This window comes from Bacillus sp. 205(2023) (assembly GCF_037027485.1).
Lineage (GTDB): Bacteria > Bacillota > Bacilli > Bacillales > Bacillaceae > Bacillus > Bacillus halotolerans.
The window spans coordinates 832,602-855,366 of record NZ_JAXCHF010000001.1 but is presented as its reverse complement, the minus strand read 5'-3'; the positions used below and the strand labels follow the sequence as shown (position 1 = coordinate 855,366).

At 41.9% G+C, this 22,765-nt stretch carries 29 protein-coding genes, 1 tRNA gene, 1 pseudogene and 1 riboswitch; of the genes and pseudogenes, 21 read left to right on the top strand and 10 right to left on the bottom strand.

All coding sequences use genetic code 11. The annotated features are described in order from the left end of the window. Nucleotides 1-4 precede the first annotated feature (4 nt). Nucleotides 5-1,063: a hypothetical protein gene (locus WA325_RS04195; RefSeq protein ID WP_336183226.1), complete on the top strand. Its 1,059-nt coding sequence runs from the start codon at nucleotides 5-7 to the stop codon at nucleotides 1,061-1,063. Between the two features lie 3 nt (nucleotides 1,064-1,066). Continuing rightward, on the top strand, nucleotides 1,067-1,381 hold the full coding sequence (locus WA325_RS04190) for an MTH1187 family thiamine-binding protein (protein WP_010334936.1): 315 nt from the start codon (nucleotides 1,067-1,069) through the stop codon (nucleotides 1,379-1,381). A 32-nt stretch (nucleotides 1,382-1,413) separates the two neighbouring features. Here WA325_RS04190 and WA325_RS04185 read toward each other — a convergent pair whose 3' ends face one another. Then, nucleotides 1,414-1,587, bottom strand: a complete 174-nt coding sequence (locus WA325_RS04185) for a DUF2759 domain-containing protein (RefSeq protein ID WP_010334935.1) — start codon at nucleotides 1,585-1,587, stop codon at nucleotides 1,414-1,416. Between the two features lie 156 nt (nucleotides 1,588-1,743). Between WA325_RS04185 and WA325_RS04180 the strand changes: the two genes are divergently transcribed. After that, a complete protein-coding gene (locus WA325_RS04180; RefSeq protein ID WP_024122052.1) occupies nucleotides 1,744-2,379 on the top strand; it encodes an MBL fold metallo-hydrolase in 636 nt (211 codons plus the stop codon). A 39-nt stretch (nucleotides 2,380-2,418) separates the two neighbouring features. Here WA325_RS04180 and WA325_RS04175 read toward each other — a convergent pair whose 3' ends face one another. Beyond that, nucleotides 2,419-2,664 carry a DUF2626 domain-containing protein gene (locus WA325_RS04175; RefSeq protein WP_003226300.1) on the bottom strand — a complete coding sequence of 82 codons (246 nt, stop codon included), beginning with the start codon at nucleotides 2,662-2,664 and terminating at the stop codon, nucleotides 2,419-2,421. Nucleotides 2,665-2,897: 233 nt separating this feature from the next. Between WA325_RS04175 and mgsR the strand changes: the two genes are divergently transcribed. After that, nucleotides 2,898-3,278, top strand: a complete 381-nt coding sequence (gene mgsR / locus WA325_RS04170; protein ID WP_026014741.1) for a transcriptional regulator MgsR — start codon at nucleotides 2,898-2,900, stop codon at nucleotides 3,276-3,278. 65 nt (nucleotides 3,279-3,343) lie between these two features. Here the strand turns inward: mgsR and WA325_RS04165 are convergent. Further along, nucleotides 3,344-3,414, bottom strand: a tRNA-Gln gene (locus WA325_RS04165). 96 nt (nucleotides 3,415-3,510) lie between these two features. Between WA325_RS04165 and WA325_RS04160 the strand changes: the two genes are divergently transcribed. Beyond that, nucleotides 3,511-4,350: an STAS domain-containing protein gene (locus tag WA325_RS04160; protein WP_336183225.1), complete on the top strand. Its 840-nt coding sequence runs from the start codon at nucleotides 3,511-3,513 to the stop codon at nucleotides 4,348-4,350. 79 nt (nucleotides 4,351-4,429) lie between these two features. Here the strand turns inward: WA325_RS04160 and WA325_RS04155 are convergent. Next, nucleotides 4,430-5,759: pseudogene (locus tag WA325_RS04155) on the bottom strand (hemolysin family protein). A 143-nt stretch (nucleotides 5,760-5,902) separates the two neighbouring features. On the opposite strand from WA325_RS04155, the gene WA325_RS04150 reads away from it, so the two are divergent. The 10 genes from WA325_RS04150 to WA325_RS04105 all read left to right on the top strand — a co-directional run bounded on the left by WA325_RS04150 (nucleotide 5,903) and on the right by WA325_RS04105 (nucleotide 11,843). Then, nucleotides 5,903-6,856 carry a magnesium transporter CorA family protein gene (locus WA325_RS04150; protein WP_336183224.1) on the top strand — a complete coding sequence of 318 codons (954 nt, stop codon included), beginning with the start codon at nucleotides 5,903-5,905 and terminating at the stop codon, nucleotides 6,854-6,856. A 62-nt stretch (nucleotides 6,857-6,918) separates the two neighbouring features. Then, a complete protein-coding gene (locus WA325_RS04145) occupies nucleotides 6,919-7,329 on the top strand; it encodes a CBS domain-containing protein (RefSeq protein WP_105955574.1) in 411 nt (136 codons plus the stop codon). A 322-nt stretch (nucleotides 7,330-7,651) separates the two neighbouring features. Further along, nucleotides 7,652-8,722: a competence protein ComGA gene (gene comGA / locus WA325_RS04140; RefSeq protein WP_305934795.1), complete on the top strand. Its 1,071-nt coding sequence runs from the start codon at nucleotides 7,652-7,654 to the stop codon at nucleotides 8,720-8,722. Beyond that, a complete protein-coding gene (comGB, locus tag WA325_RS04135; RefSeq protein ID WP_336183223.1) occupies nucleotides 8,709-9,746 on the top strand; it encodes a competence type IV pilus assembly protein ComGB in 1,038 nt (345 codons plus the stop codon). The genes comGA and comGB overlap by 14 nt, the downstream gene beginning before the upstream one ends. Before the next feature lie 13 nt (nucleotides 9,747-9,759). Then, on the top strand, nucleotides 9,760-10,056 hold the full coding sequence (gene comGC, locus WA325_RS04130) for a competence type IV pilus major pilin ComGC (RefSeq protein WP_010334925.1): 297 nt from the start codon (nucleotides 9,760-9,762) through the stop codon (nucleotides 10,054-10,056). Further along, a complete protein-coding gene (comGD, locus tag WA325_RS04125; protein ID WP_151175143.1) occupies nucleotides 10,046-10,477 on the top strand; it encodes a competence type IV pilus minor pilin ComGD in 432 nt (143 codons plus the stop codon). The genes comGC and comGD overlap by 11 nt, the downstream gene beginning before the upstream one ends. After that, nucleotides 10,461-10,808, top strand: coding sequence for a competence type IV pilus minor pilin ComGE (gene comGE / locus WA325_RS04120; RefSeq protein WP_105955577.1), 348 nt, complete (start codon nucleotides 10,461-10,463; stop codon nucleotides 10,806-10,808). Before comGD ends, comGE begins: the two co-directional genes overlap by 17 nt. Nucleotides 10,809-10,833: 25 nt before the next feature. Next, the gene (comGF, locus tag WA325_RS04115; protein WP_181185692.1) at nucleotides 10,834-11,217 is read left to right on the top strand and encodes a competence type IV pilus minor pilin ComGF; all 384 of its coding nucleotides are present in this window, start codon (nucleotides 10,834-10,836) and stop codon (nucleotides 11,215-11,217) included. Continuing rightward, nucleotides 11,218-11,592, top strand: coding sequence for a competence type IV pilus minor pilin ComGG (gene comGG, locus WA325_RS04110; RefSeq protein WP_101864528.1), 375 nt, complete (start codon nucleotides 11,218-11,220; stop codon nucleotides 11,590-11,592). Between the two features lie 71 nt (nucleotides 11,593-11,663). Continuing rightward, a complete protein-coding gene (locus WA325_RS04105; protein WP_003236949.1) occupies nucleotides 11,664-11,843 on the top strand; it encodes a YqzE family protein in 180 nt (59 codons plus the stop codon). Nucleotides 11,844-11,885: 42 nt separating this feature from the next. Here the strand turns inward: WA325_RS04105 and WA325_RS04100 are convergent, their stop codons facing one another. Continuing rightward, nucleotides 11,886-12,209 carry a YqzG/YhdC family protein gene (locus WA325_RS04100; protein ID WP_024122040.1) on the bottom strand — a complete coding sequence of 108 codons (324 nt, stop codon included), beginning with the start codon at nucleotides 12,207-12,209 and terminating at the stop codon, nucleotides 11,886-11,888. 285 nt (nucleotides 12,210-12,494) lie between these two features. Here WA325_RS04100 and tapA point away from each other — a divergent pair, with 285 nt between their 5' ends. The 3 genes from tapA (at nucleotide 12,495) to tasA (ending at nucleotide 14,662) form a co-directional block, all read left to right on the top strand. Further along, complete coding sequence (tapA, locus tag WA325_RS04095; protein ID WP_105955621.1) at nucleotides 12,495-13,256, top strand: amyloid fiber anchoring/assembly protein TapA; 762 nt, start codon at nucleotides 12,495-12,497, stop codon at nucleotides 13,254-13,256. After that, nucleotides 13,228-13,812 (top strand): signal peptidase I SipW, encoded by a 585-nt coding sequence (sipW, locus tag WA325_RS04090; protein ID WP_105955579.1) that lies wholly within the window; start codon nucleotides 13,228-13,230, stop codon nucleotides 13,810-13,812. The genes tapA and sipW overlap by 29 nt, the downstream gene beginning before the upstream one ends. A gap of 64 nt (nucleotides 13,813-13,876) precedes the next feature. Then, nucleotides 13,877-14,662 carry a biofilm matrix protein TasA gene (gene tasA / locus WA325_RS04085; RefSeq protein WP_105955580.1) on the top strand — a complete coding sequence of 262 codons (786 nt, stop codon included), beginning with the start codon at nucleotides 13,877-13,879 and terminating at the stop codon, nucleotides 14,660-14,662. 86 nt (nucleotides 14,663-14,748) lie between these two features. Here tasA and sinR read toward each other — a convergent pair whose 3' ends face one another. The 4 genes from sinR to WA325_RS04065 form a co-directional block, all read right to left on the bottom strand. Continuing rightward, complete coding sequence (gene sinR, locus WA325_RS04080) at nucleotides 14,749-15,084, bottom strand: transcriptional regulator SinR (RefSeq protein WP_003226345.1); 336 nt, start codon at nucleotides 15,082-15,084, stop codon at nucleotides 14,749-14,751. Nucleotides 15,085-15,117: 33 nt separating this feature from the next. Further along, on the bottom strand, nucleotides 15,118-15,291 hold the full coding sequence (gene sinI / locus WA325_RS04075) for an anti-repressor SinI (RefSeq protein WP_024122036.1): 174 nt from the start codon (nucleotides 15,289-15,291) through the stop codon (nucleotides 15,118-15,120). 183 nt (nucleotides 15,292-15,474) lie between these two features. Continuing rightward, complete coding sequence (locus tag WA325_RS04070; protein WP_105955581.1) at nucleotides 15,475-16,269, bottom strand: YqhG family protein; 795 nt, start codon at nucleotides 16,267-16,269, stop codon at nucleotides 15,475-15,477. Between the two features lie 19 nt (nucleotides 16,270-16,288). Next, complete coding sequence (locus WA325_RS04065; RefSeq protein ID WP_336183222.1) at nucleotides 16,289-17,962, bottom strand: DEAD/DEAH box helicase; 1,674 nt, start codon at nucleotides 17,960-17,962, stop codon at nucleotides 16,289-16,291. Nucleotides 17,963-18,130: 168 nt separating this feature from the next. Next, a riboswitch (glycine riboswitch) is annotated at nucleotides 18,131-18,232 on the top strand. A gap of 173 nt (nucleotides 18,233-18,405) precedes the next feature. Between WA325_RS04065 and gcvT the strand changes: the two genes are divergently transcribed. Genes gcvT through gcvPB form a run of 3 tightly spaced genes read left to right on the top strand, consistent with a single transcriptional unit; the run spans nucleotide 18,406 to nucleotide 22,343 of the window. Beyond that, a complete protein-coding gene (gene gcvT, locus WA325_RS04060) occupies nucleotides 18,406-19,494 on the top strand; it encodes a glycine cleavage system aminomethyltransferase GcvT (protein ID WP_336183221.1) in 1,089 nt (362 codons plus the stop codon). Between the two features lie 28 nt (nucleotides 19,495-19,522). Beyond that, the gene (gene gcvPA / locus WA325_RS04055; protein ID WP_336183220.1) at nucleotides 19,523-20,869 is read left to right on the top strand and encodes an aminomethyl-transferring glycine dehydrogenase subunit GcvPA; all 1,347 of its coding nucleotides are present in this window, start codon (nucleotides 19,523-19,525) and stop codon (nucleotides 20,867-20,869) included. Then, nucleotides 20,862-22,343, top strand: coding sequence for an aminomethyl-transferring glycine dehydrogenase subunit GcvPB (gene gcvPB, locus WA325_RS04050; protein WP_336183219.1), 1,482 nt, complete (start codon nucleotides 20,862-20,864; stop codon nucleotides 22,341-22,343). Before gcvPA ends, gcvPB begins: the two co-directional genes overlap by 8 nt. A 34-nt stretch (nucleotides 22,344-22,377) precedes the next feature. Here the strand turns inward: gcvPB and WA325_RS04045 are convergent, their stop codons facing one another. Further along, nucleotides 22,378-22,758, bottom strand: a complete 381-nt coding sequence (locus WA325_RS04045; protein ID WP_024122030.1) for a rhodanese-like domain-containing protein — start codon at nucleotides 22,756-22,758, stop codon at nucleotides 22,378-22,380. Between the last annotated feature and the right edge of the window lie 7 nt (nucleotides 22,759-22,765).

Sequence of the window (22,765 nt, the reverse complement as noted above, 5' to 3'; positions counted from 1 at the left end):
GCTGATGAGATCAGTTTGTTTGATTCTGCTGTCAGCATTGCTAGTTTGTTTATCGGCATGCGAACCATCTCATCAGCAGCAAAAACAGGCAGCGACGGCAAAAAGTGAGGAAAAAGAGATTGTTCCGCTGCCAGCAGGAAAAGCGGACGGAGCGGAAGGCTGGCTCAATAACAACACCATTCTCTATACTGTCTCAGAGCCGACAAAAACAGAGCTTCTTGCATATCAAATCTTTAATGGCAAAACGAAAAAGCTCTATCAGACGGATGGTCAAATCGTTGATGTTCAAATCAATCCCAAGAAACAGATGATTCTGCTGCAGATCACGCATAGCCAACAGACAGCAGTAGTTTTGCTGAATCAAAAAGGGGAGAAGCTGTACCAGAAAGAATACGAAACGTACGAGCTGGAGGCAGCATGGAATCAGTATGATCCGTATCAAATGATGGTCACGGTATTCACTGAAAACTGGGACTTCCATACATATCACGTGGATGCCAAAAAAGACAAGTCTGCTTTAAGTCGAATACAGGTACCGTTTGTCCATTGGACCTCAAAAGACACATTTGACTATCTAAAAGAGGGAAGAAACGATAAAGAAGGCCCTTTGTATACGTATGATATTGCTTCTGAAAAGGAGAAAAAGCTGGAGGAGGATGTCCTTTACTTTGATTCTTTTCATAATATGAGCTTTACCGTCAAAGCAGATTCCGGAGAGAACGGCTTGTATAAATTTACATCACCGCAATTGAATGGTGAAGCAGTTACAGCAGAATGGCCGCTCCAAACCAAATATACAAGTCTGGCTACGATGGAGTATGATTTTGATGAGGCTGGCGGTCTGTTTTACACGTTTAGAGAAAGCGGGGACGCATATAAGCTGTCAGCGATCGATATGAAATCGGGAAAGGCACAGGATCTTCTTACCTTGCCTGAAATGGAGCCGATCCAAGTATCCCCGAACGGAAAATATGCGTTGTACGGTTTTCATTTTGAGCGCATAATTTCATTAATATCACATGAAATGAAGCCAATCATCATTGATAAAAAGGAGATGGAATAATTAATGGCTATCGCAGATGTAACCATTATCCCAATCGGAACAGAAACACCTAGTGTGAGCGCCTACGTGGCGGATGTGCAGAAAATTTTAGAGGGCTACAAGGCAGAAGGGAAAATCAAATATCAGCTGACACCAATGAACACACTGATTGAAGGCGAGCTCAGCGACCTTTTTACTGTGATTCAGGCGATTCACGAAGCGCCGTTCCAAAAAGGGCTTCACAGAGTGGCGACCAACATTCGCATCGATGACAGACGGGACAAAAAAACGACGCTTGAAAGTAAAATAGAAAGCGTGAATAAACATTTACAGCAATAAAAAATAAACCTGTATCCCATTGGATACAGGTTTTAATGTGCAGTAGGATAACCGCTGTTTATCACCGTCATCACTGTAAACCAGCCAAACACACACAAGGTGGCTCCGGCTAATAAAAATCCAAGTATATTTTTGTTTTTCACAGAACGCAAGACTCCCCATAAAGCGAAAAGAGCGACAAGGCCGAAAATCACGACAAGTAACATTACGCAGCCCCCTTTACATTGAAAAACCTGCAATTCTTTCCATTTTTATTCTACCCGTTTTCAGTGTGTTTGTCGATAGCGTTTTCATAGCGATTGTTTGAATCTTTCTTCAAAAACCCTCATAATAGGAGCATAAAAAGGAAAGAGGTGAGAAAAGTGAAATGGAGAAGAATGCCTGTAGGACCGATTCAAGCGAATGCATATTTTTTAATCAGTGATGATCAATGCCTGATTTTTGATCCGGGCGGCGAAGGAGATAAAATCAATCAGTACATAAAAGAAAAAGGATTAACGCCTTTAGCCATTTTACTGACACACGCCCATTTTGACCATATTGGGGCGCTGGATGACGTGAGAGACAGATGGGATATTCCTGTCTATCTGCATCAAAATGAAAAGAATTGGCTTACAGATGCCTCATTAAACGGCTCAGGAATGCTGAGAGGGATAGAAGTGACAGCTAAGCCGGCAGATCATTTGATTGAAGGGGACGGTGAGCTGAATATTGGGCCTTTCCATCTGGAGACGCTATTTACACCGGGACATTCCCCGGGAAGCGTTTCATATTACGTGAAGGATGCCGACCTGGTGATTTCCGGTGATGTCCTGTTTCAAGGCGGGATAGGCCGTACAGATTTACATGGAGGCGACCAAGAAACGCTGCTGACGTCTATCCATGAAAAATTGCTTACGTTGCCGGAGCACACATTGGTGTTAAGCGGACATGGCCCTGAAACTGACGTGCAGACTGAGCAGGATCAAAATCCGTTTTTAAATGGTTTTTCATTATAGAAAAAGAGACAAACCGATGAGGTTTGTCTCTTTTTGCCTTTAATGTCCTCCGCCGCCTGGTACCATAATAAAAATGGAATAGTATGTGAAGCCGGCAAAGAAGATGGTTAAATAAGCGCCAAAGATATAAATGTACATCCGTTCTGTTAAGTTCAAATACGATAGAAACACAAATAAGATCGTCTGTCCAAAAAATAAAAGGGAAGCATCTTTCATATCACCTAAATAAAACATGACTGCAAATATTCCCGTCCAAAATCCTAACACCCGGAACATGCGATTCATTTTTTATCCCCTCCCGAGAGTCCCTCTGACTGTTATTATAATAGATCACGGACAAAAATGTAAACATTTTCATTATTAATATGAAAAATGGTATTTAACCCTTTGATTGCGTTTTCTATTATATGTGCGGTTTTTTAGAAATAACCCGAAAAAAAGTTCAATAAATGGTTTAAAGAAAAATTGATACGGGTAGTTATTCTACAAAGAGATGGTTAACTGGAGGAGGAAAAAACATAATGGAACAATTAACTTTTTACTCATACCCAAGCTGCACGTCATGCCGAAAAACAAAACATTGGCTCAAAGCGCACCAGATTGAATTTAACGAACGGCACTTATTCAGAGAAACTCCAACGATGGATGAATTAAAGTATATTTTATCTTTAACCACAGAAGGAATTGACGAAATTTTAGCAACAAGAAGCCAAACCTTCAAAAATTTAAATTTAAACATTGAAGATATGACTGTAAACGAAGTGCTGGAACTTTTAATTGAGAAACCGAAGCTTTTGCGCCGTCCGATTCTCGTGGACAACAGGAAGCTTGTTATCGGATACAATCCGGGAGAACTGTTAAAGTTATCGAAGAAGAAAACGGTTCATCAATCTGCATGATGAAAAACCGAAGATCCGCTGATTTGCTTGAATCAGCTTATCTTCGGTTTTTCACGGTTCAGAAACTGGGCTAGCTGGATTCGAACCAACGATCACGGAGTCAAAGTCCATTGCCTTACCGCTTGGCTATAGCCCATTGAATATAAAAATAGTATGTGTAACGTGAGACAAGTTATACATATCAATCATACACTTTTTGAAAGATAAACATCACAGGAGGTAACCGATTGAAATGAAAGCTCTAGATCAGTATTTAACAGAGCACAAAGAAGACATCACACTCCAATGGCTGGAAACATGCACGTTAAAAGGAAGTTTGCTGTATTCTGCAAAAGATCAGCAAAAATTAGAACGAAAATTAAAAGAGCAGCATGAATCATTGGTAGCCATTGTAGCAAAATCCATTAGAAAAGAAGAGGTGAGGGATCAGCTTAACCAATGGTCACTTCAATGTGCCAGAGACCGTGCTGTTCATGAAGTGACCGTGACGGAAAGTGTCAGTCAGTTTAACGCTTTCAGGCACATCATGTGGCAATGGATTCAAGACTTCAGCGAAGCCGCTTCTTCCCAAGAAATCGGCATTCAGGAGATATTTGAGTGGAGCAAGATTTTGAATCAAACGATTGATGAGATTATCGAGGTATTTACAGAAGAATATCATCAGGTCACGGTGATCCAATTAAATGCGCAAAAAGAAATGATCAATGAATTGAGCGCACCGATTATGCCGATTTCTAAAGAGATTGGAATTCTTCCCCTTGTTGGTGAAATTGACACGTACAGAGCGAGAACCATTTTGGAATCCGTTTTGGCCCAATGCTCGGCGTTAAAGCTTTCATATTTATTTTTAGATATATCCGGTGTTCCCATCGTCGATACGATGGTTGCCTATCAAATCTTTAAAGTGATTGACAGCACCAAACTGCTGGGCATTGAGACGATTATTTCAGGAATCAGGCCTGAAATCGCCCAGACTGTTGTGAAGCTCGGATTAGATTTTTCGAATGTGAAAACAGAGCAAAGTCTTGCTAAAGCTTTAGCCAACAAAGGATTTAAGATAGAAGAATCTTAAGATGTCCCTTAAGGGATGTATTTTTTTGAAGCACGTTCAACAATGAAGAGAAGCAACAGCTGAACAGCCTGTGCTAGGGCTATTCAGCTTTTTTTACTTCGATAAACAAAATATGGTGACTGTCGATGTCTTTTACCTTGAATGAGTAGCCGTCATATTCAATGACACTTTCAGGCTCGGCGTCTATGTTTTGTGTGAGAAACCAGCCTCCGAGCGTATCGACTTCAGCATCTGATAAATCAGTTCCAAGCAGGTTATTCACGTCACTGATTAATAACTTCGCATTTAATAAATAATGATCTTTTCCCAGCTCACGAACATGAGGCACTTCATCTGCATCGAATTCATCACGTATTTCTCCTACAATTTCTTCAATAATATCCTCGACGGTGATCAATCCTGAAGTTCCGCCATACTCATCAATGAGAATCGCCATATGAGTGCGTTCCTTTTGCATTTTAATGAGTAATTTATAAATCGGAATAGTCTCAATGACATGAATGACGGGCTGTATGAAGGGTTCAATTTTGTGCTTCTGAAAAGAAAAATCTTTCGTCAGCAATGAAAACAGCACTTCTTTCATATTGATCACGCCGATGACATTATCTTTATCTTCCTTAACAACAGGGTAACGGGTATATTTGGTCTGCTTAACCGTTTCCCGCATGTTTGGAATCGAGTCATCCTCAATAGACAAACTGACCATTTCGTTTCGCGGGACCATGATCTCCTTTGCCATTCGTTTATCAAATGTAAAGATATTATTCATATATTTTAATTCGCTTTTTCTGATTTCTCCGCTTTTATAGCTTTCGGTCAACAGTACTCTAAGCTCTTCCTCCGTATAAGCCAGTTCATGCTCTGATGCCGGCTTCAGCCCAAAAAGTCCTGTGATCATTCTGGCAGACTGGTTAAGGAGCCAAATGAACGGAAACATGATTTTATAAAACCAGATTAATGGTTTCGCGAGCATCAGCGTAATGCTTTCTGCTTTTTGAATCGCGAAGCTCTTCGGTGCCAGTTCCCCGATGACGACATTTAAATACGTTACCACTAAAAAGGCGATAATAAGGGAAAGAAGATGGGTAAGCGACTCGTTTAAACCTGCCTTATGAAAGAGCGGACGAAGCAGAGTCTGTACAGTCGGTTCACCCAGCCAGCCGAGTCCTAAAGCTGCGACCGTGATGCCCAGCTGGCAGGCTGATAAATATTCGTCAAGATGTGTGACCACATGTTTTGCCGCTTTAGCGCCTTTTTTGCCCTTTGCGACAAGCTGATCAATTCTGGATCGCCTGACTTTTACGATCGAAAATTCTACGGCGACAAAAAATCCCGTTAACAAAATTAAAAACGCGACTGCTAATAAATTGATAAATTCCAAAATAAACTGCCTTCTCCAAGGAAGGCATGCACCTCCCTTTCCGATGTCTTTCTACATTCCATACCACCGGCAAAAGCTCACAAAACATGTGATGAAGTGCCTAAATGGTTTAGGAATGCTTCTCCTTGGGCAATTAAAGAACAAAAGAATAAAAGTCTGGAGGATCGTAACATGAAGGTACATACAGGTGGGGATTGGTTTTGGTACCAAATGGGGCCTCAGGAAAGAGATAAGGCAAGAGATCTGATCCATTTTTCTCATTGGCCGCAATGTGAAAAGTGGTTTGAAAATAATCATCATATTAACTTTTTGCGCGTGGATACAACAGAAGCTGAGAATGAAGCGGTATTTGGCTCGATCGTATATGATCAGGGGCTTGGCGAGGAAAAAGACCATACCGTTTTTCATTTCTATATTACTAGGCAATATTTTTTCACAATTAACTTTGATTTTTCGATTTTGGAGGGGATTAAGGGAAAACAAGTTGTCCAGCAAATGGAGAGAGCGAATAGTACCATGGAGGGATTTTTGATCCTTCTCGGCGAGTTAATGAATGCGTATCTAATCGGTGTAGATGAATTTGAAGTAAAGCTGAGAAAGCTCAGATGGCAAATCAAAGACGACAATAGCAAAAGCATTTTAAACCGTGTTCATCTCCTGCACCATGAGCTGATGGTCTGGAAAAACTTAATCCTAAGCACTAAAAAAATTGAAATGGCATTGAAAGAAACCTTTTTGCTCCAAAATGATAGTAAAAAGGTTTATCAGCGGATACAACTCAAAATTGACAGGGGGTTTACATACATCAGCGAATTTGAAGGGGAGCTTAATAGTCTGTTGCATTCAGAGGAAGTCATTACCTCTCACAGGGGAAATGAAATATTCAAAGCGCTGACCATTTTCACGACGCTTTTTACGCCGGTTACAGCACTCGGTGCCCTCTGGGGGATGAACTTTTCCGTGATGCCTGAGCTGAATTGGAAATACGGTTATGTCTTTTCTCTCTTATTGATTATCACTTCTACAGTCCTAATCTACCTATATTTGAAGAAGAAAGGCTGGACGGGAGATATGCTGCAGGAACGGAAGGATAAAAAGAAATCTCGAAAACGGCGGATACTGTAGAATGTTTCATTTTTTGTGAAGCGGATAAAGAATAAATAGAACACGGTAAAGGAGGAATTGAAATGAAAGTAAGAGATATCATGACTGCGAATGTAGAATGCTGCGAGCCAACTGCATCAGTCACTGAACTAGCCAAAAAGATGAAAGACTCCAATGTCGGTTCTATTCCAATTTGTGAAAGCGGCAGACTTCAAGGCATCGTTTCTGATCGGGACATTGTCACAAGAAGCTTAGCTGAAGATCAAATGGAGGCGAAAGCAAGTGATATCATGAGCACAGAAGTCGTTTCCGGTCATCCTGATATGTCTGCTGATGAAGCGAGTCAGCTCATGGCAGAGCATCAAATCCGCCGTTTACCGATTCTTGAAAATGAACGTTTAACGGGTATTGTTGCGTTAGGCGACCTTTCCGTTAAGAAAAACACAGACCAGAAAGCCGGAAAAGCATTAAGTGAAATTTCTAAATCAGCATAACAAACAGTTTGGAAGAGGTAACTGCCTCTTCCTTTTTTATTTTGTATACAATAAACTGATTCGCCATTTTTAGAAAGCGTCAAACTCCGATTTATAAATCCTTCTTTGGATGCTAGATCCGGACTGCGTACATCTGTCCATCAATCTCTTTTCAAATCCTTATTAAAATTGAAAATGATGTGATACATATATCTGAATTTCTATTTTTGGTAGGGACGAAATGTTTTTTTAGGTTGTAAATACATCAGAAAATCACATTTTCTTTGTTTGATTACCATGTCTTCTTTTTCTACAATACGCTTTGAAAGGAGAGGGAATCAAAGTGGATTCGATAGAAAAAATAAGCAAAAATTTAATTGAAGAGGCATATAGGACGAAGGCCTCTGACATTCACATTGTGCCGAGGGAACGGGACGCAATCATTCATTTTCGGGTTGACCATGCATTGCTTAAAAAGCGAAACATGAAAAAAGAAGAGTGTGTAAGGCTCATTTCTCATTTTAAGTTTCTCTCAGCTATGGACATAGGGGAAAGAAGAAAGCCGCAAAATGGATCTCTTACTCTAAAATTAAAAGAGGGTGACGTTCACTTAAGGATGTCAACGCTCCCGACAATTAACGAAGAAAGCCTCGTCATCAGAGTGATGCCTCAGTATAATATCCCTTCGATTGACAAACTGTCTTTATTCCCAAAGACAGGAGCCACCTTGCTATCATTTTTAAAACACTCCCACGGCATGCTGATTTTTACCGGGCCAACAGGCTCTGGGAAAACAACAACATTATATTCTCTGATCCAATATGCAAAAAAACATTTTAATCGAAACATTGTCACACTTGAAGATCCAGTGGAAACGAGGGATGAAGATGTTCTTCAAGTGCAGGTGAATGAAAAAGCCGGTGTCACATATTCCACAGGACTGAAGGCTATTTTGCGCCATGACCCCGATATGATCATTTTAGGTGAGATTAGAGACGCTGAAACAGCCCAGATCGCGGTGCGGGCAGCGATGACTGGTCATTTAGTGCTGACGAGCCTTCATACGAGAGATGCGAAGGGCGCGATTTACAGGCTGCTTGAATTTGGCATTAATATGAATGAAATCGAGCAAACGGTTATTGCGATAGCGGCTCAGCGTTTAGTTGATTTGGCTTGCCCGTTTTGTGAAGACGGATGTTCATCAGTGTATTGCCGCCTGTCACGAAATGTCAGGAGAGCAAGCGTATACGAGCTGCTTTACGGAAAAAACCTTCAGCAGTGTATCCAGGAAGCGAAAGGGGACAATGCAAATTACCAATATCAAACGCTGCGTCAAATTATAAGAAAAGGGATTGCGCTCGGCTATTTAACGACAAACAACTATGACCGGTGGGTTTATCATGAAACAGATTAGAAAAGTTTGGCCGCTAAAGGATCAAGCCTATTTACTGAAAAGGCTGGGTGAAATGACAGCGGGCGGATACAGTCTTTTAGACGGATTGCGCCTGATGCAGCTGCAAATGAATAAAAGGCAGCTGGCGGACTTGGCTAACGCAATAAGACGGTTGAGAGAAGGGAAATCGTTTTACCATGTATTAAAGAGCTTGTCATTTCATAAGGAAGCCGTCGGTATTTGTTATTTTGCTGAAACACATGGGGAATTGCCGGCATCCATGATTCAGAGCGGAGAGCTGCTGGAACGAAAAGCAGCGCAGGCAGAACAGATAAAAAGGGTGTTGCGATATCCTCTTTTCCTCATCTTTACCGTTGTTGTCATGCTTTATATGCTGCAAAACATCATCATCCCTCAGTTTTCCGGTATTTATCAATCGATGAATGTAGAAACGTCACGCACAACAGACTTCATTTTTGCGTTTTTTCAGCACCTTGATGCTGTGTTCATATTAATGGCCATTTTGGCTGCAGGAATAGGTGTTTATTATTGGTTTGTGTTCAAGAAAAAATCCCCTGACCATCAAATGCTCATTTGCGTAAGCATTCCTTTGTTTGGAAAGCTGGTCAGGCTGTTTAACAGCTACTTTTTTTCTTTACAGCTGAGCAGTCTGCTAGCATCAGGTCTTTCTATTTATGACAGTTTGAAAGCATTTAGGCATCAAACGTTTCTCCCTTTTTACCGCCATGAAGCTGAACAAATGATTGAACGGTTAAAAGCTGGTGAAACCATTGAAGCTGCTTTATGCAAACGGCCTTTTTACGAAAATGATTTTTCAAAAGTGATATCACATGGCCAGCTAAGCGGCCGCTTGGATCGGGAACTCTTCACATACAGCCAGTTTATATTGCAGCGGCTTGAAGACAAGTCACAAAAATGGACAGGCATTCTTCAGCCCATTATTTACGGATTTGTCGCAGGGATGATTTTAATTGTTTATCTATCGATGCTCCTGCCTATGTATCAGATGATGAATCAAATGTGAAAGGAAGAGGCTGATGAATGAGAAAGGGTTTACACTTGTGGAAATGCTGATCGTGCTCTTTATTATTTCTATTTTGCTATTGATCACCATACCGAATGTAACAAAACATAATCAAACCATTCAGAAAAAGGGCTGTGAAGGCCTGCAAAACATGATAAAGGCGCAGGTAACAGCATATGAACTCGATCATGACGGGAAGACACCAAGCCTCGGCGATTTACAGGCAGAAGGTTATGTGAAAAAAGATGCGGTTTGTCCAAATGGAAAGCAAATTATCATTACCGGCGGAGAGGTTAAGGTTGAACATTAAATTAAAAGGGGAAGCTGGATTCACCCTTTTAGAAAGCCTGCTTGTTTTAAGCCTCGCCTCTATTATGCTGATTGCGGTGTTTACCACGCTTCCTCCTGTTTATGAAAATACAGCATTACGGCAGACAGTATCCCAGCTGAAAAATGATATTTTACTTGCGCAGCAGACCGCAATTTCCAATCATCAAAGAACAAAGATTCTATTTCAAGAGAAAAAATATCAATTAATCATAGGTGACACTGTTATAGACCGTACTTATCATAACGGGCTTTCGGCAGAGTTACTGACATTAAAAGACCGCTTGGAATTTAACGAGAAAGGGCACCCGAATATAGGCGGGAAAATCCGTATAAAAGGACGTGCCGCCTATGACATAACAGTTTATTTAGGGAGCGGAAGAGTGAATGTGGAGAGAAAATAAAGGCTTTTCTACAATTGAAACAATGGCTGCCCTCAGCATATGGCTCTTTATGCTTCTGACGATCGTGCCGTTGTGGAACAAGCTGATAGCTGATGAACATATAGCGGAGTCGAGAGAAATTGGTTATCAGCTTGTTAATGAAAGCATAGGCAAATATATGCTGACAGGAAAAGGAAATTCGTCACAAACTGTTTCGATGAACAATAGCAAATACTCGATGACATGGGAGGAGGAGGGAGAATATCAAAAAGTATGCATCTCACAAGACTCCTATAAAGACAAGCCATTTTGCCTCAGCATTTTGCGGACAGACTGGCTATACGCTTCTTAATGTATTATTTTCGCTCTCTGCTTATTTGCTCATATCAGGATCGTTAGCGATGTTCTTTCATCTATTTTTGTCACGTCAACAGGAGAATGAGGGCTTCATGCAGCGGGAATGGGTCATTTCGGTAGAGCAGATCATGAATGAGTGCAAGCAGTCGCAGACAGTGCAGACAGATGAGCATGGCAGCGTCTTAATCTGCAGAAATCTGTCAGGGCAAGAGGTCCATTTTGAAATCTACCATTCAATGATCAGGAAAAGAGTAGACGAAAAAGGGCATGTTCCGATTCTTGACCATATTAAAACAATGAAAGCCGAGGTTAAAAACGGGATGCTTTGGCTGAAAGTCAAGAATGAGAATGATAAAGAGTATCAAACCGCTTTTCCGGTATATACGTCGTTAGGAGGTGGGTGAATGTACTACTCAAAAGGGTTTATCTATCCGGCTGTTCTTTTTACATTTGCCCTTGTGATGCTGATTGTGAATTTCACCGCCCCTCAATTTGTTTCACGCCATATGTTTGAGAAGGAAACAAAAGAGTATTACACAGGAGAAAATCTGCTGCAAAATGGCGCGCTTCTATCCATCAGGCATATACTTGAGCACAGACCAGGCCGAAAGGGTTCACAGCAGTTTCAATATGGACATGTTTCTTATGATATTCGCAAAACAACCATAAAAGAACAGCAAGAAATCACCCTTAAAGCCATCACAGAGTCGGGAACAGAAAAAAGCGCTCAGCTGCTGTTCGATCAAAATCAGAAAAAACTGCTGAGTTGGACAGAATAAACCAGCGGTATGTGTATAAAAAAAGTCGTGTGAGCCAACACTTTATAATAACTGAATGATGAGGTGATCACGTGAAAACGAATGATTATGTCAAATATATGACTCAGCAATTTGTGAAATATATAGACACTCCAAAAGATGAGCGAAAAGAACGAAAAGAGGTTCGAAAAGAAACAAAAACGCCTGCTTCTCAGCATTGGTTCGGTATTTTACCTTATGGTTTTAGGTTATGGCTGAAAAGAAAAAAATAAATTGTACCAATATAACGAACAAGGTCCTTCACATGGAGGACCTTATTGATATTCTTCTAAAATTGCAATTTTATTCACCTTTTGACTATGAGGATCGAAAGAAATTGTGACAAACACGCCGAATTCCTTTGAGCCTTCTCTCAGGGTTAAATGATATTGCTTCACAGCTTCATCTTTTCTTTTGCGGTCCCAAACTTTTTGTTTAACCAGTACCTGTGCGAGCGGGTACCTTTTTTTTGCTTCTTTTACAGCAAGCTCTTCCCATTTTGACATGTGGCGGGCGGTTACAAGCGGCCCTTCTTCTGCTTGAGCGGCACTGGTGCCGAAACCGAGAAGAGACAGACAAATCACACATTGTTTGATCATAAGCCGTCACCCTTTCTTTGTTGTTTATTATTGCCAAATGTTAACCGGATATGCATTTAATTTCTCACATAACAATCCCAAAAAATTCTAAAAACTTAAAAAGGTGAGCAATATTGAGTAAGGCTATGCAATATGATGAAAACATTCTTTTAAACGAACAAAATGGCGAATTTCGGTGTTTTTAAATCCTTCAATCGTTGAGTATACTCAGTTTGTGTGGTTCTTAAAAAAGAACGATTGTCACATTAAGTTACAGTGTTTTACAGGGGGTAAGGTATGTTTCGATTGTTCCGATTGTTCCGCAATCAGCATAAGGCTAAGACAAAATTAAGAGTGCTGCTTGTTTTTCAGCTTTCAGCCATATTCAGTCTGACAGCCGCTATATGCTTACAATTTACCGGTGATACAAGCGCCGCTTTTTATGATATTGAAAACTTTGATGTTTCGCTTCAAACGTGTGAGAACTTTCAGCATACAGATAAAAACTGTCATTATGATAAACGGTGGGACCAAAGTGATTTGCACGTGGTGAATCAAACAGATACAAAAGGTACTGTCTGTTCCCCTGTTCGTCTATTTGCCGAGCTGGAAAACAGAGGCGAGAAACTTAAGAAATCGAAATGGAAGTGGGAGCTTCATAAACTGGCAAACACCCGCAAACCGCTAAAAGACGGGAACGTAATAGATAAAGGATACGTTTCCACCCAAATAGGCGAATCACTTTACAAAATTGAAACAAATAAAAAAGTGAAATCCGGCATTTATGTGTTTAAAGTATATAAACCGGCCGGCTATCCGGCGGACGGCAGCAAGTCTGAGTGGTCGGAACCAATGACAATTGTGAAGTGTGACGAAAAACCGACAGCACCGAAAAAGGAAAGTCAGCCGGCTGTGAAAAATCAGCACAATCAAGCAGACAGTGACAGAAAAGACAAAACAGATAAAGAAAAAACAGCTGACAAAGCCGTAACTGAAGACAAAGAAAATCAACCAGTTCAGAAGGAAAGCGGGGAAGAGGATGAAAAAAGCATTAAAGCTGATCAGTAATATCCTTTACGTAATCATCTTTACTCTGATTATTGTGTTAACGCTAGTTGTCATATCAACACGTTCATCCGGGGGAGAGCCGGCAGTGTTCGGATACACGCTGAAATCAGTACTGTCTGGCTCAATGGACCCTGAATTTAAAACGGGCTCATTAATTCTCGTTAAAGAAATCACAGATGTGAAAAAGCTCCAAAAGGGCGATGTGATCACATTTATGCAGGATGCAGACACAGCGGTGACCCATAGAATTATTGATATGAAAAAGCAAGGCGATCATTTGTTATTCCAAACAAAAGGGGATAATAACGCCGCAGCTGATTCTGCGCCTGTGTCGGATGAAAATGTCCGCGCGCAATATACAGGTTTTCAGCTTCCTTATGCCGGCTACATGCTTCATTTTGCCAGTCAGCCGATCGGCACTGCTATTTTACTGATTGTTCCCGGCGTTATGCTGCTGATCTACTCCTTTGTGACAATCAGCAGTGCGATCAGAGAGATTGAAAGAAAGACGAAAGCCTTGGAAACAGAGACAAAGGACAATACGATGTCCACTTAACATCAGTTGTAAACCTGGCAACAGGTTTCGATAATATAATCATTCAATAAAAGGGGAGTTTACCATGGGTATGAAAAAGAAATTGAGTTTAGGAGTTGCATCAGCAGCACTAGGGTTAGCTTTAGTAGGAGGAGGAACATGGGCAGCATTTAACGACATTAAATCAACGGATGCTACTTTTGCATCAGGCACGCTTGATTTAGCAGCGAAAGAAAATTCAGCCAGTGTCAACTTATCAAATCTAAAGCCGGGAGATAAATTGACGAAAGATTTCCAATTCGAAAATAACGGCTCACTTGCGATCAAAGAGGTATTAATGGCGCTGAATTATGGAGAATTTAAAGCAAACGGGGGAAGTAATACATCCCCAGAAGATTTTCTCAGCCAGTTTGAGGTTACATTATTGACAGTCGGCAAAGAGGGAGGCAATGGCTATCCGAAAAACATCATTTTAGATGATGCCAACCTTAAAGACTTATATTTAATGTCCTCTAAGAATGATGCTGCGGCGACTGAAAAAATTAAAAAACAAATTGATCCTAAATTCTTAAACGCAAGCGGAAAAGTCAATATAGCGACAATTGACGGTAAAACCGCTCCTGAATATGACGGTGTTCCAAAAACACCGACTGATTTTGACCAGGTTAAAATGGAAATTCAATTTAAAGACGATAAGACAAAAGATGAAAAGGGACAAATGGTTCAAAATAAATATCAAGGCAACTCATTACAGCTTCAATTCTCATTTGAAGCAACACAGTGGAATGGCTTGACAATCAAAAAGGAACATACTGATAAAGACGGTTATATTAAAGAAAATGAAAAAGCGCATAGCGAGGATAAAAATTAATAGAAAAAAGAGGTGGCTCAGTACATGCGTACTGAGCCATTCTTATGTTCATTGACAAAAGAGGAGTAAGTGCCTCTGCTCAGGCACTACTCCTCTTTTTGGGACTTTCTCCATTTTTGATAATCTAAAAATTCACGAAATTGTTTTTTCGATACCCCAGATGTCATCGCATCGCGAACCAATTTCTCCCATTCACTATCTAATTGACCATCGTATTCGGTTTCATGTTTTTCATCAAGCAAAGTATGAACCGAGACGTCCAGAACAGCGGAGACTTTTTCGAGAAATTGAATGGAGGGGTTCGTTTGTAGATTTCGTTCTATTGAGCTTAAATAAGACTTCGCTACCCCAGCTTTTTCTGCTAGTTCTGATAGTGAGTAGCCTTTTTCTTTACGGTATTGTTTAATACGCTGGCCAATCAATGTCATCACCTTCCTTGTGATATTATAGCACATTCAGAAAGGATTTATGGTATGACTTCTGGCTGCCGGACCAGGATGAGCAGACTTTTTGTTTAAAAGTAAATATTTGCGTATTTCCTCAGGGCTGATATTTGCTTCTCTGGCTTCCATCATTAATTCAACCCATTCTTGATCTAATTCGAAGTGCTCTTGTTTTGCATTTTTCATGCAGTTTCTCCTCCTAAAATACTTGTTTATGTATTTCAGCCAGTCCGGCCATGACCATTGTACGCCTTCTGTGGTCTCTGGAAGTCATTTGCCAATTGAATAGCCAGAATTTTTTTCCAATATACCTTTATTATAATAGCATTTTTCCAAAAAAAACGAGAACGATGTCGAATCTGAAAAAAGTTAGCTCGAAATATTATTTTGCAGAAAAAATAATCCGCCATTTTCGATCTGAACTGATATCTTTGGTTGATACAAGGCTTTTAACGCTTGTTTTTCAAGATGGTACTCTTCTGGTTTTTCTTCTGTATGCTCATAAAACTGATCAAGCAATTTCATATCGTTTTGCCACCTGTTTACCGCCTGCTCTGCCCAGTCTGACGGTTCTTGCATAGCGGCTTGGGTAATGTAGCTCTCCATCCGCTTAAGGCCGCTTTCAGGTTTGATCATAGGCGATATGGTGAAACAATAGTCACATATTTGTGATGTCAATGAAAGCTGTACGAGCTTACTTTGAAAATTTTCAATCATGGCTCCAGAGACAAGGTGAAGACCTAGTGACAATAGCTTATCCTTTTTCATGTCGGACTGGTATGAAATCATGACATTTATACCAAGCCAAGGCTGAAGCGGAATTTTCGCTCCGGCTGATTCAATTTTCTCATACATTCTGGTAAATCTCCCATTTTGTTTAACTGCTTTAAATATTTGAAACAGGCGTGGCGCCCCGAAATAAATAAATTCGCCATCTAGGTCTTTTGGAGCAGATTCCTTATCTGTAATGAACGTCATTTTCATCGGATTCGGGTCTCCGCCGGTCTTCTCGCGCCAGTGCCAGTAAAAAGGCCGATTCATGATCTGTTTGTCCATTTCAACTGTAAGCTGAACCGTCATGTAACCGGGGCCTTGGTCGATGATCGGACAGCTGTTTGCCTGGAAAAAACGAAGCAGAAATTGGTGAACCTCTTGCTGTCTCACTTGTAAAACCTCCTTGCGGCTAAGAACCTCTTTTTTCAGCGGGCTGCTGTTTTTTATAAGATAAAAATGAGGTTAAGTTGTCCATTTTAATTTTCATTTCTTCTTCGGTTGCCGAATGGTACAAAATATCGTGCAGGTGCTCTTCAAAATTGTTGACTTGAATTTTTGTTAAAATGTCATCAAGCTCGCCGACCACTTTTTCAAATAAATGAATTTTTTCATATAAAAGCTTTAAAATATGCTCTTCCACTGTATGTTTGGTAGCCATGTTATAAATATGGACGTCACGCTCCTGCCCGAGCCTGTGGATTCTTCCGATTCTTTGTTCAAGCCGCATCGGATTCCATGGCAAATCATAGTTAATCATGTGATTGCAAAACTGCAGGTTGATCCCTTCGCCGCCTGCTTCAGTTGCAATTAGCACTTGAACCTTCCCGCGGAAAAGGTCCTTCATCCAGTCTTTTTTCCCGCGTTTAAATCCGCCTCTGAACGGCACAGAGCTGATGCCGTGTTGCTGAAGAAACCACTGCAGATAAATTTGAGTGGCACGGTATTCTGTAAAAATAATGACTTTATCGTCTATCTTTTTAATCAGATCGACGACTTGATTCGCTTTAGAATTTTGCGTCACTTGATTGATGCGGTCCATTAATATAGAAATGGTGTGTTCATCAATGGCTGGTGCCTGTTTTTCTTTTTGGTCGAGCATTTTTTTCAGTGTCATGTACACAGCTTCCCTGCTTGAACAGCATTCTCTTTGGAGTGTCATAATGGAGAACATGCTGGCCGGCTTGTTAATGCTTTCTTTCAGGCGGGAAATCTCATCGTAAAGCGCCTGCTCTGAAGGAGAAAATTCAATCGGCACTGTTTCGACGCGGCGCTGCTTCCAATTCAGCCCGGTGTCATGCCGCCTGTTGCGAATCATGACTTTATTCACTAGATCTTTCAAATGATCATGCGCTTCTAAGCTGGATTTCTTTTTAGAAAACATTTCTTGAAAGTGATTCTGATTGCCTAAATGACCAGGCTTTAATAAGGAAACCAAATTGAATATTTCTTCAACACGGTTTTGGATTGGCGTCGCAGTCAGCAGCAGGCAGTATTTTTTTACAAGATTCCGTACAAATTCATAGTTCTTTGTTTTGCTATTTTTCAGCTTGTGGGCCTCATCAATAATGACGAGATCATATGGGATTGACAGCACAATTTCCCGGTGGGGCGAGCGCTTTGCCGTATCGATGGAGGACACGACGATATCGCACTGCTCCCACACATAGCTTTTCTTTTGTTCAACAGCCGGAATCGAAAATTTTTCCTGAAGCTCTTTCACCCACTGCGAAACAAGAGATGCTGGCACAAGGATCAGAATTTTTTTGGCTAACCCGCGAATCATATATTCTTTTAGAATCAGTCCGGCTTCGACAGTTTTGCCGAGCCCCACTTCATCTGCTAAAATCGCTTTTCCGTTCATTTTTTCAACAACCTTCTGCGCAACCTCAAGCTGATGGGGAAGCGGAGTGAAGGAAGGGAGATATAATGGGGCCCGCAAGCCTTCAAATTCAGGAATCGCCAATGTTTCCTGGATTTCTGATGAAAGCTTGTACAGCTCCCAGTTTGACCACGGACCGTCGTTTTTCAGTCTTTCGGCAAATTCTTCGGGCCATTTTGTATCATATGTGATTTCTGCATTCATTGCTGTGAAACCGCCTTTCATATTCTTCAATTTTTTAAATGAACAATATAAGAAAAATCCGCCCAAATTGCTGTTGCCCCGCATATAGTGATGATGGTAGGATATGAGTATGTATTTGATGTAAGATATTGCTATAGTATGTCCATAACAGCATGAAAATATGAGCGAATGACAGCAAGGGGAGAGACCTGACCGAGAAAACCGGGATACAGGCGCCGAAGGAGCAAACTGCGGAGTGAATCTCTCAGGCAAAAGAACTCTTGCTCGACGCAACTCTGGAGAGTGTTTGTGTGAAATGCGCAAGCCACCAAAGGGGACGTCTTTGCTATTGCAAAGTAAACTTTCAGGTGCCAGGACAGAGAACCTTCATTTAATATGAGGTGTTTCTCTGTCCTTTTTTGTATGTTTTTTTAGCTGCGCCGTTGAAAAAGGGGAGGAATTTGATGCTGAAAAGAACACCGTTATTTGAATTGTATAAGGAATATGGAGGGAAAACGATTGATTTCGGAGGCTGGGAGCTTCCTGTTCAATTTTCTTCAATCAAAAAAGAGCATGAGGCTGTCCGAACAGCAGCCGGGCTGTTTGATGTATCTCATATGGGGGAAGTCGAAATCACGGGGGATGACAGTCTGTCTTTTTTACAAAAGCTGATGACAAATGATGTATCCGCGTTAAAAACCGGCCGTGCGCAATATACTGCGATGTGCTATCCGGATGGCGGCACCGTTGATGATTTACTCATCTATCAAAAAGCTGAAAACCGCTATTTGCTTGTCATAAATGCTTCAAATATAGATAAAGATCTTGCTTGGCTTAAAGAACACGCAGCAGGAGATGTCCAGATTGACAATTTGTCAGATCAGATTGCGCTTTTGGCCGTGCAGGGCCCGAAGGCAGAAACAATCTTAAAAAATCTGACAGCTTCAGATGTGTCTGCTTTAAAACCATTTGCATTTATTGATGAAGCTGATATCAGCGGCTGCAAAGCACTCATTTCGCGCACCGGCTATACGGGTGAAGACGGGTTCGAAATTTACTGCCGTGCTGATGACGCCGTCCGAATTTGGAAACAAATCATTGAAGCGGGTGAAGAACACGGGCTTATGCCATGCGGGCTAGGGGCGCGTGATACACTCAGATTTGAAGTGAAGCTCCCGCTCTATGGCCAGGAGCTGACTCGGGATATCACGCCGGTTGAAGCAGGTATAGGCTTTGCCGTAAAACACAAAAAAGAGTCTGATTTTTTCGGGAAGTCTGTATTGAGTGAACAGAAAGAAAACGGGGCGAAACGAAAGCTCGTCGGTCTTGAAATGATTGAAAAAGGAATACCGAGACACGGATATGAAGTGTTTCAAAGCGGCAAGTCCGTCGGAAAGGTGACAACAGGCACCCAGTCACCGACATTGGGGAAAAACGTGGGCCTTGCCTTAGTTGATGCTGGAGCGAGTGAGATCGGAACTGTTGTAGAAGTGGAGATTCGCAAAAAATTAGTGAAAGCAAAGGTAGTTAAAACACCATTTTATAAACGCTAAAAATTTTTCTTTGGAGAGGGGTCAACACATGAAGCACCGCTATTTGCCCGCGACAGAAAAGGATAAACAGGAAATGCTTGATGCCATCGGCGCTAACACGATCGATGATTTATTCGCCGATATACCGGAGAACGTCAGATTCAAAAAAGAGTATCAAATCAAAAAGGCAAAATCAGAAACGGAATTAACAAAAGAACTGACAAAGCTGGCCTCTAAAAACTGTGATACCGTTCAATACGCATCTTTCTTAGGCGCCGGTGTATATGATCATTATCAGCCGGTTATTGTGGATCATGTCATTTCAAGGTCTGAGTTTTATACAGCTTATACACCATATCAGCCGGAAATTTCTCAAGGGGAGCTTCAGGCGATTTTCGAGTTTCAAACGATGATTTGTGAATTAACTGGCATGGATATCAGCAACTCTTCTATGTATGATGGCGGAACAGCCTTGGCGGAAGCTGCGATGCTTGCCTCCGGACATACGAAAAAGAAAAAAATTGTGGTGTCAACAACCGTGCACCCTGAATCGAGAGAAGTGCTGAAAACATATGCAAAAGGACAGTATATTGAAGTTGTTGAAGTCCCTGCCGCAAATGGAGTGACTGATCTTGATGCTTTGCGCGAAACCGTTTGTGACGATACGGCGGCAGTCATTGTGCAGTACCCGAACTTTTTTGGTCTGGTTGAGCCATTGAAGGATATTGAGCCGATCGCTCATCAGGGAAAATCCATGTTTATTGTCTCAGCTAATCCGCTTGCATTGGGACTTCTGACCCCGCCGGGCGCTTTTCAGGCCGATATTGTGGTTGGCGACGCACAGCCATTCGGGATTCCTTCCGCATATGGCGGACCCCATTGCGGATTTTTTGCGGTCACGAAAAAATTAATGAGAAAGGTGCCGGGCCGCCTCGTCGGACAAACGGAGGATGAAAACGGAAAAAGAGGTTTTGTGCTTACCTTGCAAGCCAGAGAGCAGCATATTCGCAGGGATAAGGCGACGTCAAACATCTGCTCGAACCAGGCTTTAAACGCACTGGCCGCTTCCGTCGCCATGACGGCTCTCGGGAAAAACGGCGTAAAAGAAATCGCCCGCCAAAATCTCTTAAAAGCCAATTATGCTAAGCAAGAAGCGAAAAAAGCGGGGCTCACCGTAATGTTTGACGGGCCGATGTTTAACGAATTCGTTATCAAACTAGATGAACCTGTGAAATCGGTAAACCAAAGATTGCTGACAAATGGGATCATCGGCGGCTACGATTTGGGTCTGACGTATCCGGAGCTTGACCGCCATATGCTTATTGCCGTAACAGAGCTGAGAACAAAAGAAGAAATTGACGCACTCATTCAGGAATTGGGGGATCGCCATGAATAATCAGGATCAGGCACTTATTTTTGAGCTTTCAAGAGAAGGCCGTGTCGGCTACAGTCTGCCGGAGCTTGACGTACCGGAAATGGAAGTGGAGGACCTCTTGTCAGACAGCTATATCCGTGATGAGGACGCAGAGCTGCCGGAGGTTTCTGAGCTGGATATTATGCGGCATTACACAGCATTGTCCAGACGGAACCACGGGGTTGATTCGGGCTTTTACCCGCTCGGTTCCTGTACAATGAAATACAATCCGAAATTGAATGAAAAAATCGCGCGGATTCCCGGTTTTGCCGCGATCCATCCTCTTCAGGACGAAGACACAGTGCAAGGCGCTTTGGAGCTTTTATATGACTTAAGCAAGCATCTCGAGGAAATTACGGGAATGGATGAGGTCACGCTTCAGCCCGCGGCGGGGGCGCATGGCGAATGGACGGGACTGATGATGATCCGCGCTTATCATGAGGCGCGCGGAGATATGAAACGGACAAAGGTCATTGTCCCCGATTCAGCTCATGGGACAAATCCTGCGTCTGCAACAGTTGCCGGTTTTGAAACGGTGACGGTGAAATCGAATGAAAACGGGCTTGTTGATTTAGAGGATTTAAAAAGAGCGGTGAATGAAGAAACTGCAGCTCTTATGCTGACGAATCCGAATACACTCGGATTATTTGAGGAGCAGATCACCGAGATGGCGGAAATCGTTCACCAAGCCGGAGGAAAGCTGTATTATGACGGCGCTAATTTAAATGCCGTGTTAAGTAAAGCGAGACCCGGTGATATGGGATTTGATGTGGTGCATCTTAATTTGCATAAAACCTTTACAGGGCCTCACGGCGGAGGCGGTCCGGGTTCAGGTCCGGTTGGCGTAAAAGAAGATCTGATTCCTTATCTGCCAAAACCCGTTTTAATCAAAAAAGAAGGGCGATTTACTTTTGATTATGACCGCCCTCACGCGATCGGCCGTGTTAAGCCTTATTACGGCAACTTCGGCATCAATGTCAGAGCGTATACGTATATCCGCTCTATGGGCCCGGACGGGTTAAATGCCGTTACTGAAAACGCGGTGCTGAACGCCAACTATATGATGAGAAAGCTTGCCCCTTATTACGATCTGCCGTTTGACCGCCATTGCAAGCACGAATTTGTATTGTCAGGGAAACGCCAGAAAAAGCTTGGGGTGCGTACGCTGGATATTGCAAAACGGCTGCTCGATTTCGGCTATCATCCGCCTACAATTTATTTTCCGCTTAATGTTGAGGAGTGCATCATGATTGAGCCGACAGAGACAGAATCCAAGGAAACACTGGATGCATTTATTGATGCTATGATCCAAATTGCGAAAGAAGCAGAGGAAACTCCGGAGCTTGTACAGGAGGCTCCGTATACAACAATCGTCAAAAGAATGGATGAAACAAAAGCAGCCAGACAGCCTGTACTTAGATACGAGAAAAACGTAAGCAGTGAACTTGTAAAATAAAAAAACAGCTGTCTGATATCAGACAGCTGTTTTTTTAATTTTTGGCTTTAATTTTTCCGCCCCATTTTTTAAAGCCGCCCTTAAGGTTATAAATCTCAGTGCAGCCATTTTTGCGCAGGGTTTGTGCCGCGCGTCCGCTGCGGACACTGTTCTGGCAGTACAGATAGACAGGCTTGTCCGGCCGGATTTCATTCTTTCTCTGTTTCAGCTGAGAAAGCGGAATGTTGCGGGCGCCTAAAATATGTCCGCCATCAAATTCATTCGGTTCACGAACGTCGATAAGCTGCGCTTTGCGGTAACCAGCGCGAAATTCTTCTTCCGAAAGTGTTTTCATAATTCGCTGCTGATAGACATATGAAGCAATCATATAGACGATAAACGCAGCAAAAATAATTAAAACGATCATATTAGACAATGTGATT

Excerpts from the sequence above, each read along its gene's own strand:
- WA325_RS04160 (WP_336183225.1), top strand. The coding sequence starts at position 3,511 with ATGAAAGCTCTAGATCAGTATTTAACAGAGCACAAAGAAGACATCACA.
- comGE (WP_105955577.1), top strand. The coding sequence starts at position 10,461 with ATGTGGAGAGAAAATAAAGGCTTTTCTACAATTGAAACAATGGCTGCC.
- tasA (WP_105955580.1), top strand. The coding sequence starts at position 13,877 with ATGGGTATGAAAAAGAAATTGAGTTTAGGAGTTGCATCAGCAGCACTA.
- gcvT (WP_336183221.1), top strand. The coding sequence starts at position 18,406 with ATGCTGAAAAGAACACCGTTATTTGAATTGTATAAGGAATATGGAGGG.
- WA325_RS04065 (WP_336183222.1), bottom strand. The coding sequence starts at position 17,962 with ATGAATGCAGAAATCACATATGATACAAAATGGCCCGAAGAATTTGCC.
- sinI (WP_024122036.1), bottom strand. The coding sequence starts at position 15,291 with ATGAAAAATGCAAAACAAGAGCACTTCGAATTAGATCAAGAATGGGTT.
- WA325_RS04190 (WP_010334936.1), top strand. The coding sequence starts at position 1,067 with ATGGCTATCGCAGATGTAACCATTATCCCAATCGGAACAGAAACACCT.
- WA325_RS04195 (WP_336183226.1), top strand. The coding sequence starts at position 5 with ATGAGATCAGTTTGTTTGATTCTGCTGTCAGCATTGCTAGTTTGTTTA.
- comGB (WP_336183223.1), top strand. The coding sequence starts at position 8,709 with ATGAAACAGATTAGAAAAGTTTGGCCGCTAAAGGATCAAGCCTATTTA.
- comGC (WP_010334925.1), top strand. The coding sequence starts at position 9,760 with ATGAATGAGAAAGGGTTTACACTTGTGGAAATGCTGATCGTGCTCTTT.
- sipW (WP_105955579.1), top strand. The coding sequence starts at position 13,228 with ATGAAAAAAGCATTAAAGCTGATCAGTAATATCCTTTACGTAATCATC.
- gcvPA (WP_336183220.1), top strand. The coding sequence starts at position 19,523 with ATGAAGCACCGCTATTTGCCCGCGACAGAAAAGGATAAACAGGAAATG.
- WA325_RS04175 (WP_003226300.1), bottom strand. The coding sequence starts at position 2,664 with ATGAATCGCATGTTCCGGGTGTTAGGATTTTGGACGGGAATATTTGCA.
- WA325_RS04150 (WP_336183224.1), top strand. The coding sequence starts at position 5,903 with ATGAAGGTACATACAGGTGGGGATTGGTTTTGGTACCAAATGGGGCCT.
- WA325_RS04185 (WP_010334935.1), bottom strand. The coding sequence starts at position 1,587 with ATGTTACTTGTCGTGATTTTCGGCCTTGTCGCTCTTTTCGCTTTATGG.
- gcvPB (WP_336183219.1), top strand. The coding sequence starts at position 20,862 with ATGAATAATCAGGATCAGGCACTTATTTTTGAGCTTTCAAGAGAAGGC.
- WA325_RS04145 (WP_105955574.1), top strand. The coding sequence starts at position 6,919 with ATGAAAGTAAGAGATATCATGACTGCGAATGTAGAATGCTGCGAGCCA.
- comGG (WP_101864528.1), top strand. The coding sequence starts at position 11,218 with ATGTACTACTCAAAAGGGTTTATCTATCCGGCTGTTCTTTTTACATTT.
- WA325_RS04100 (WP_024122040.1), bottom strand. The coding sequence starts at position 12,209 with ATGATCAAACAATGTGTGATTTGTCTGTCTCTTCTCGGTTTCGGCACC.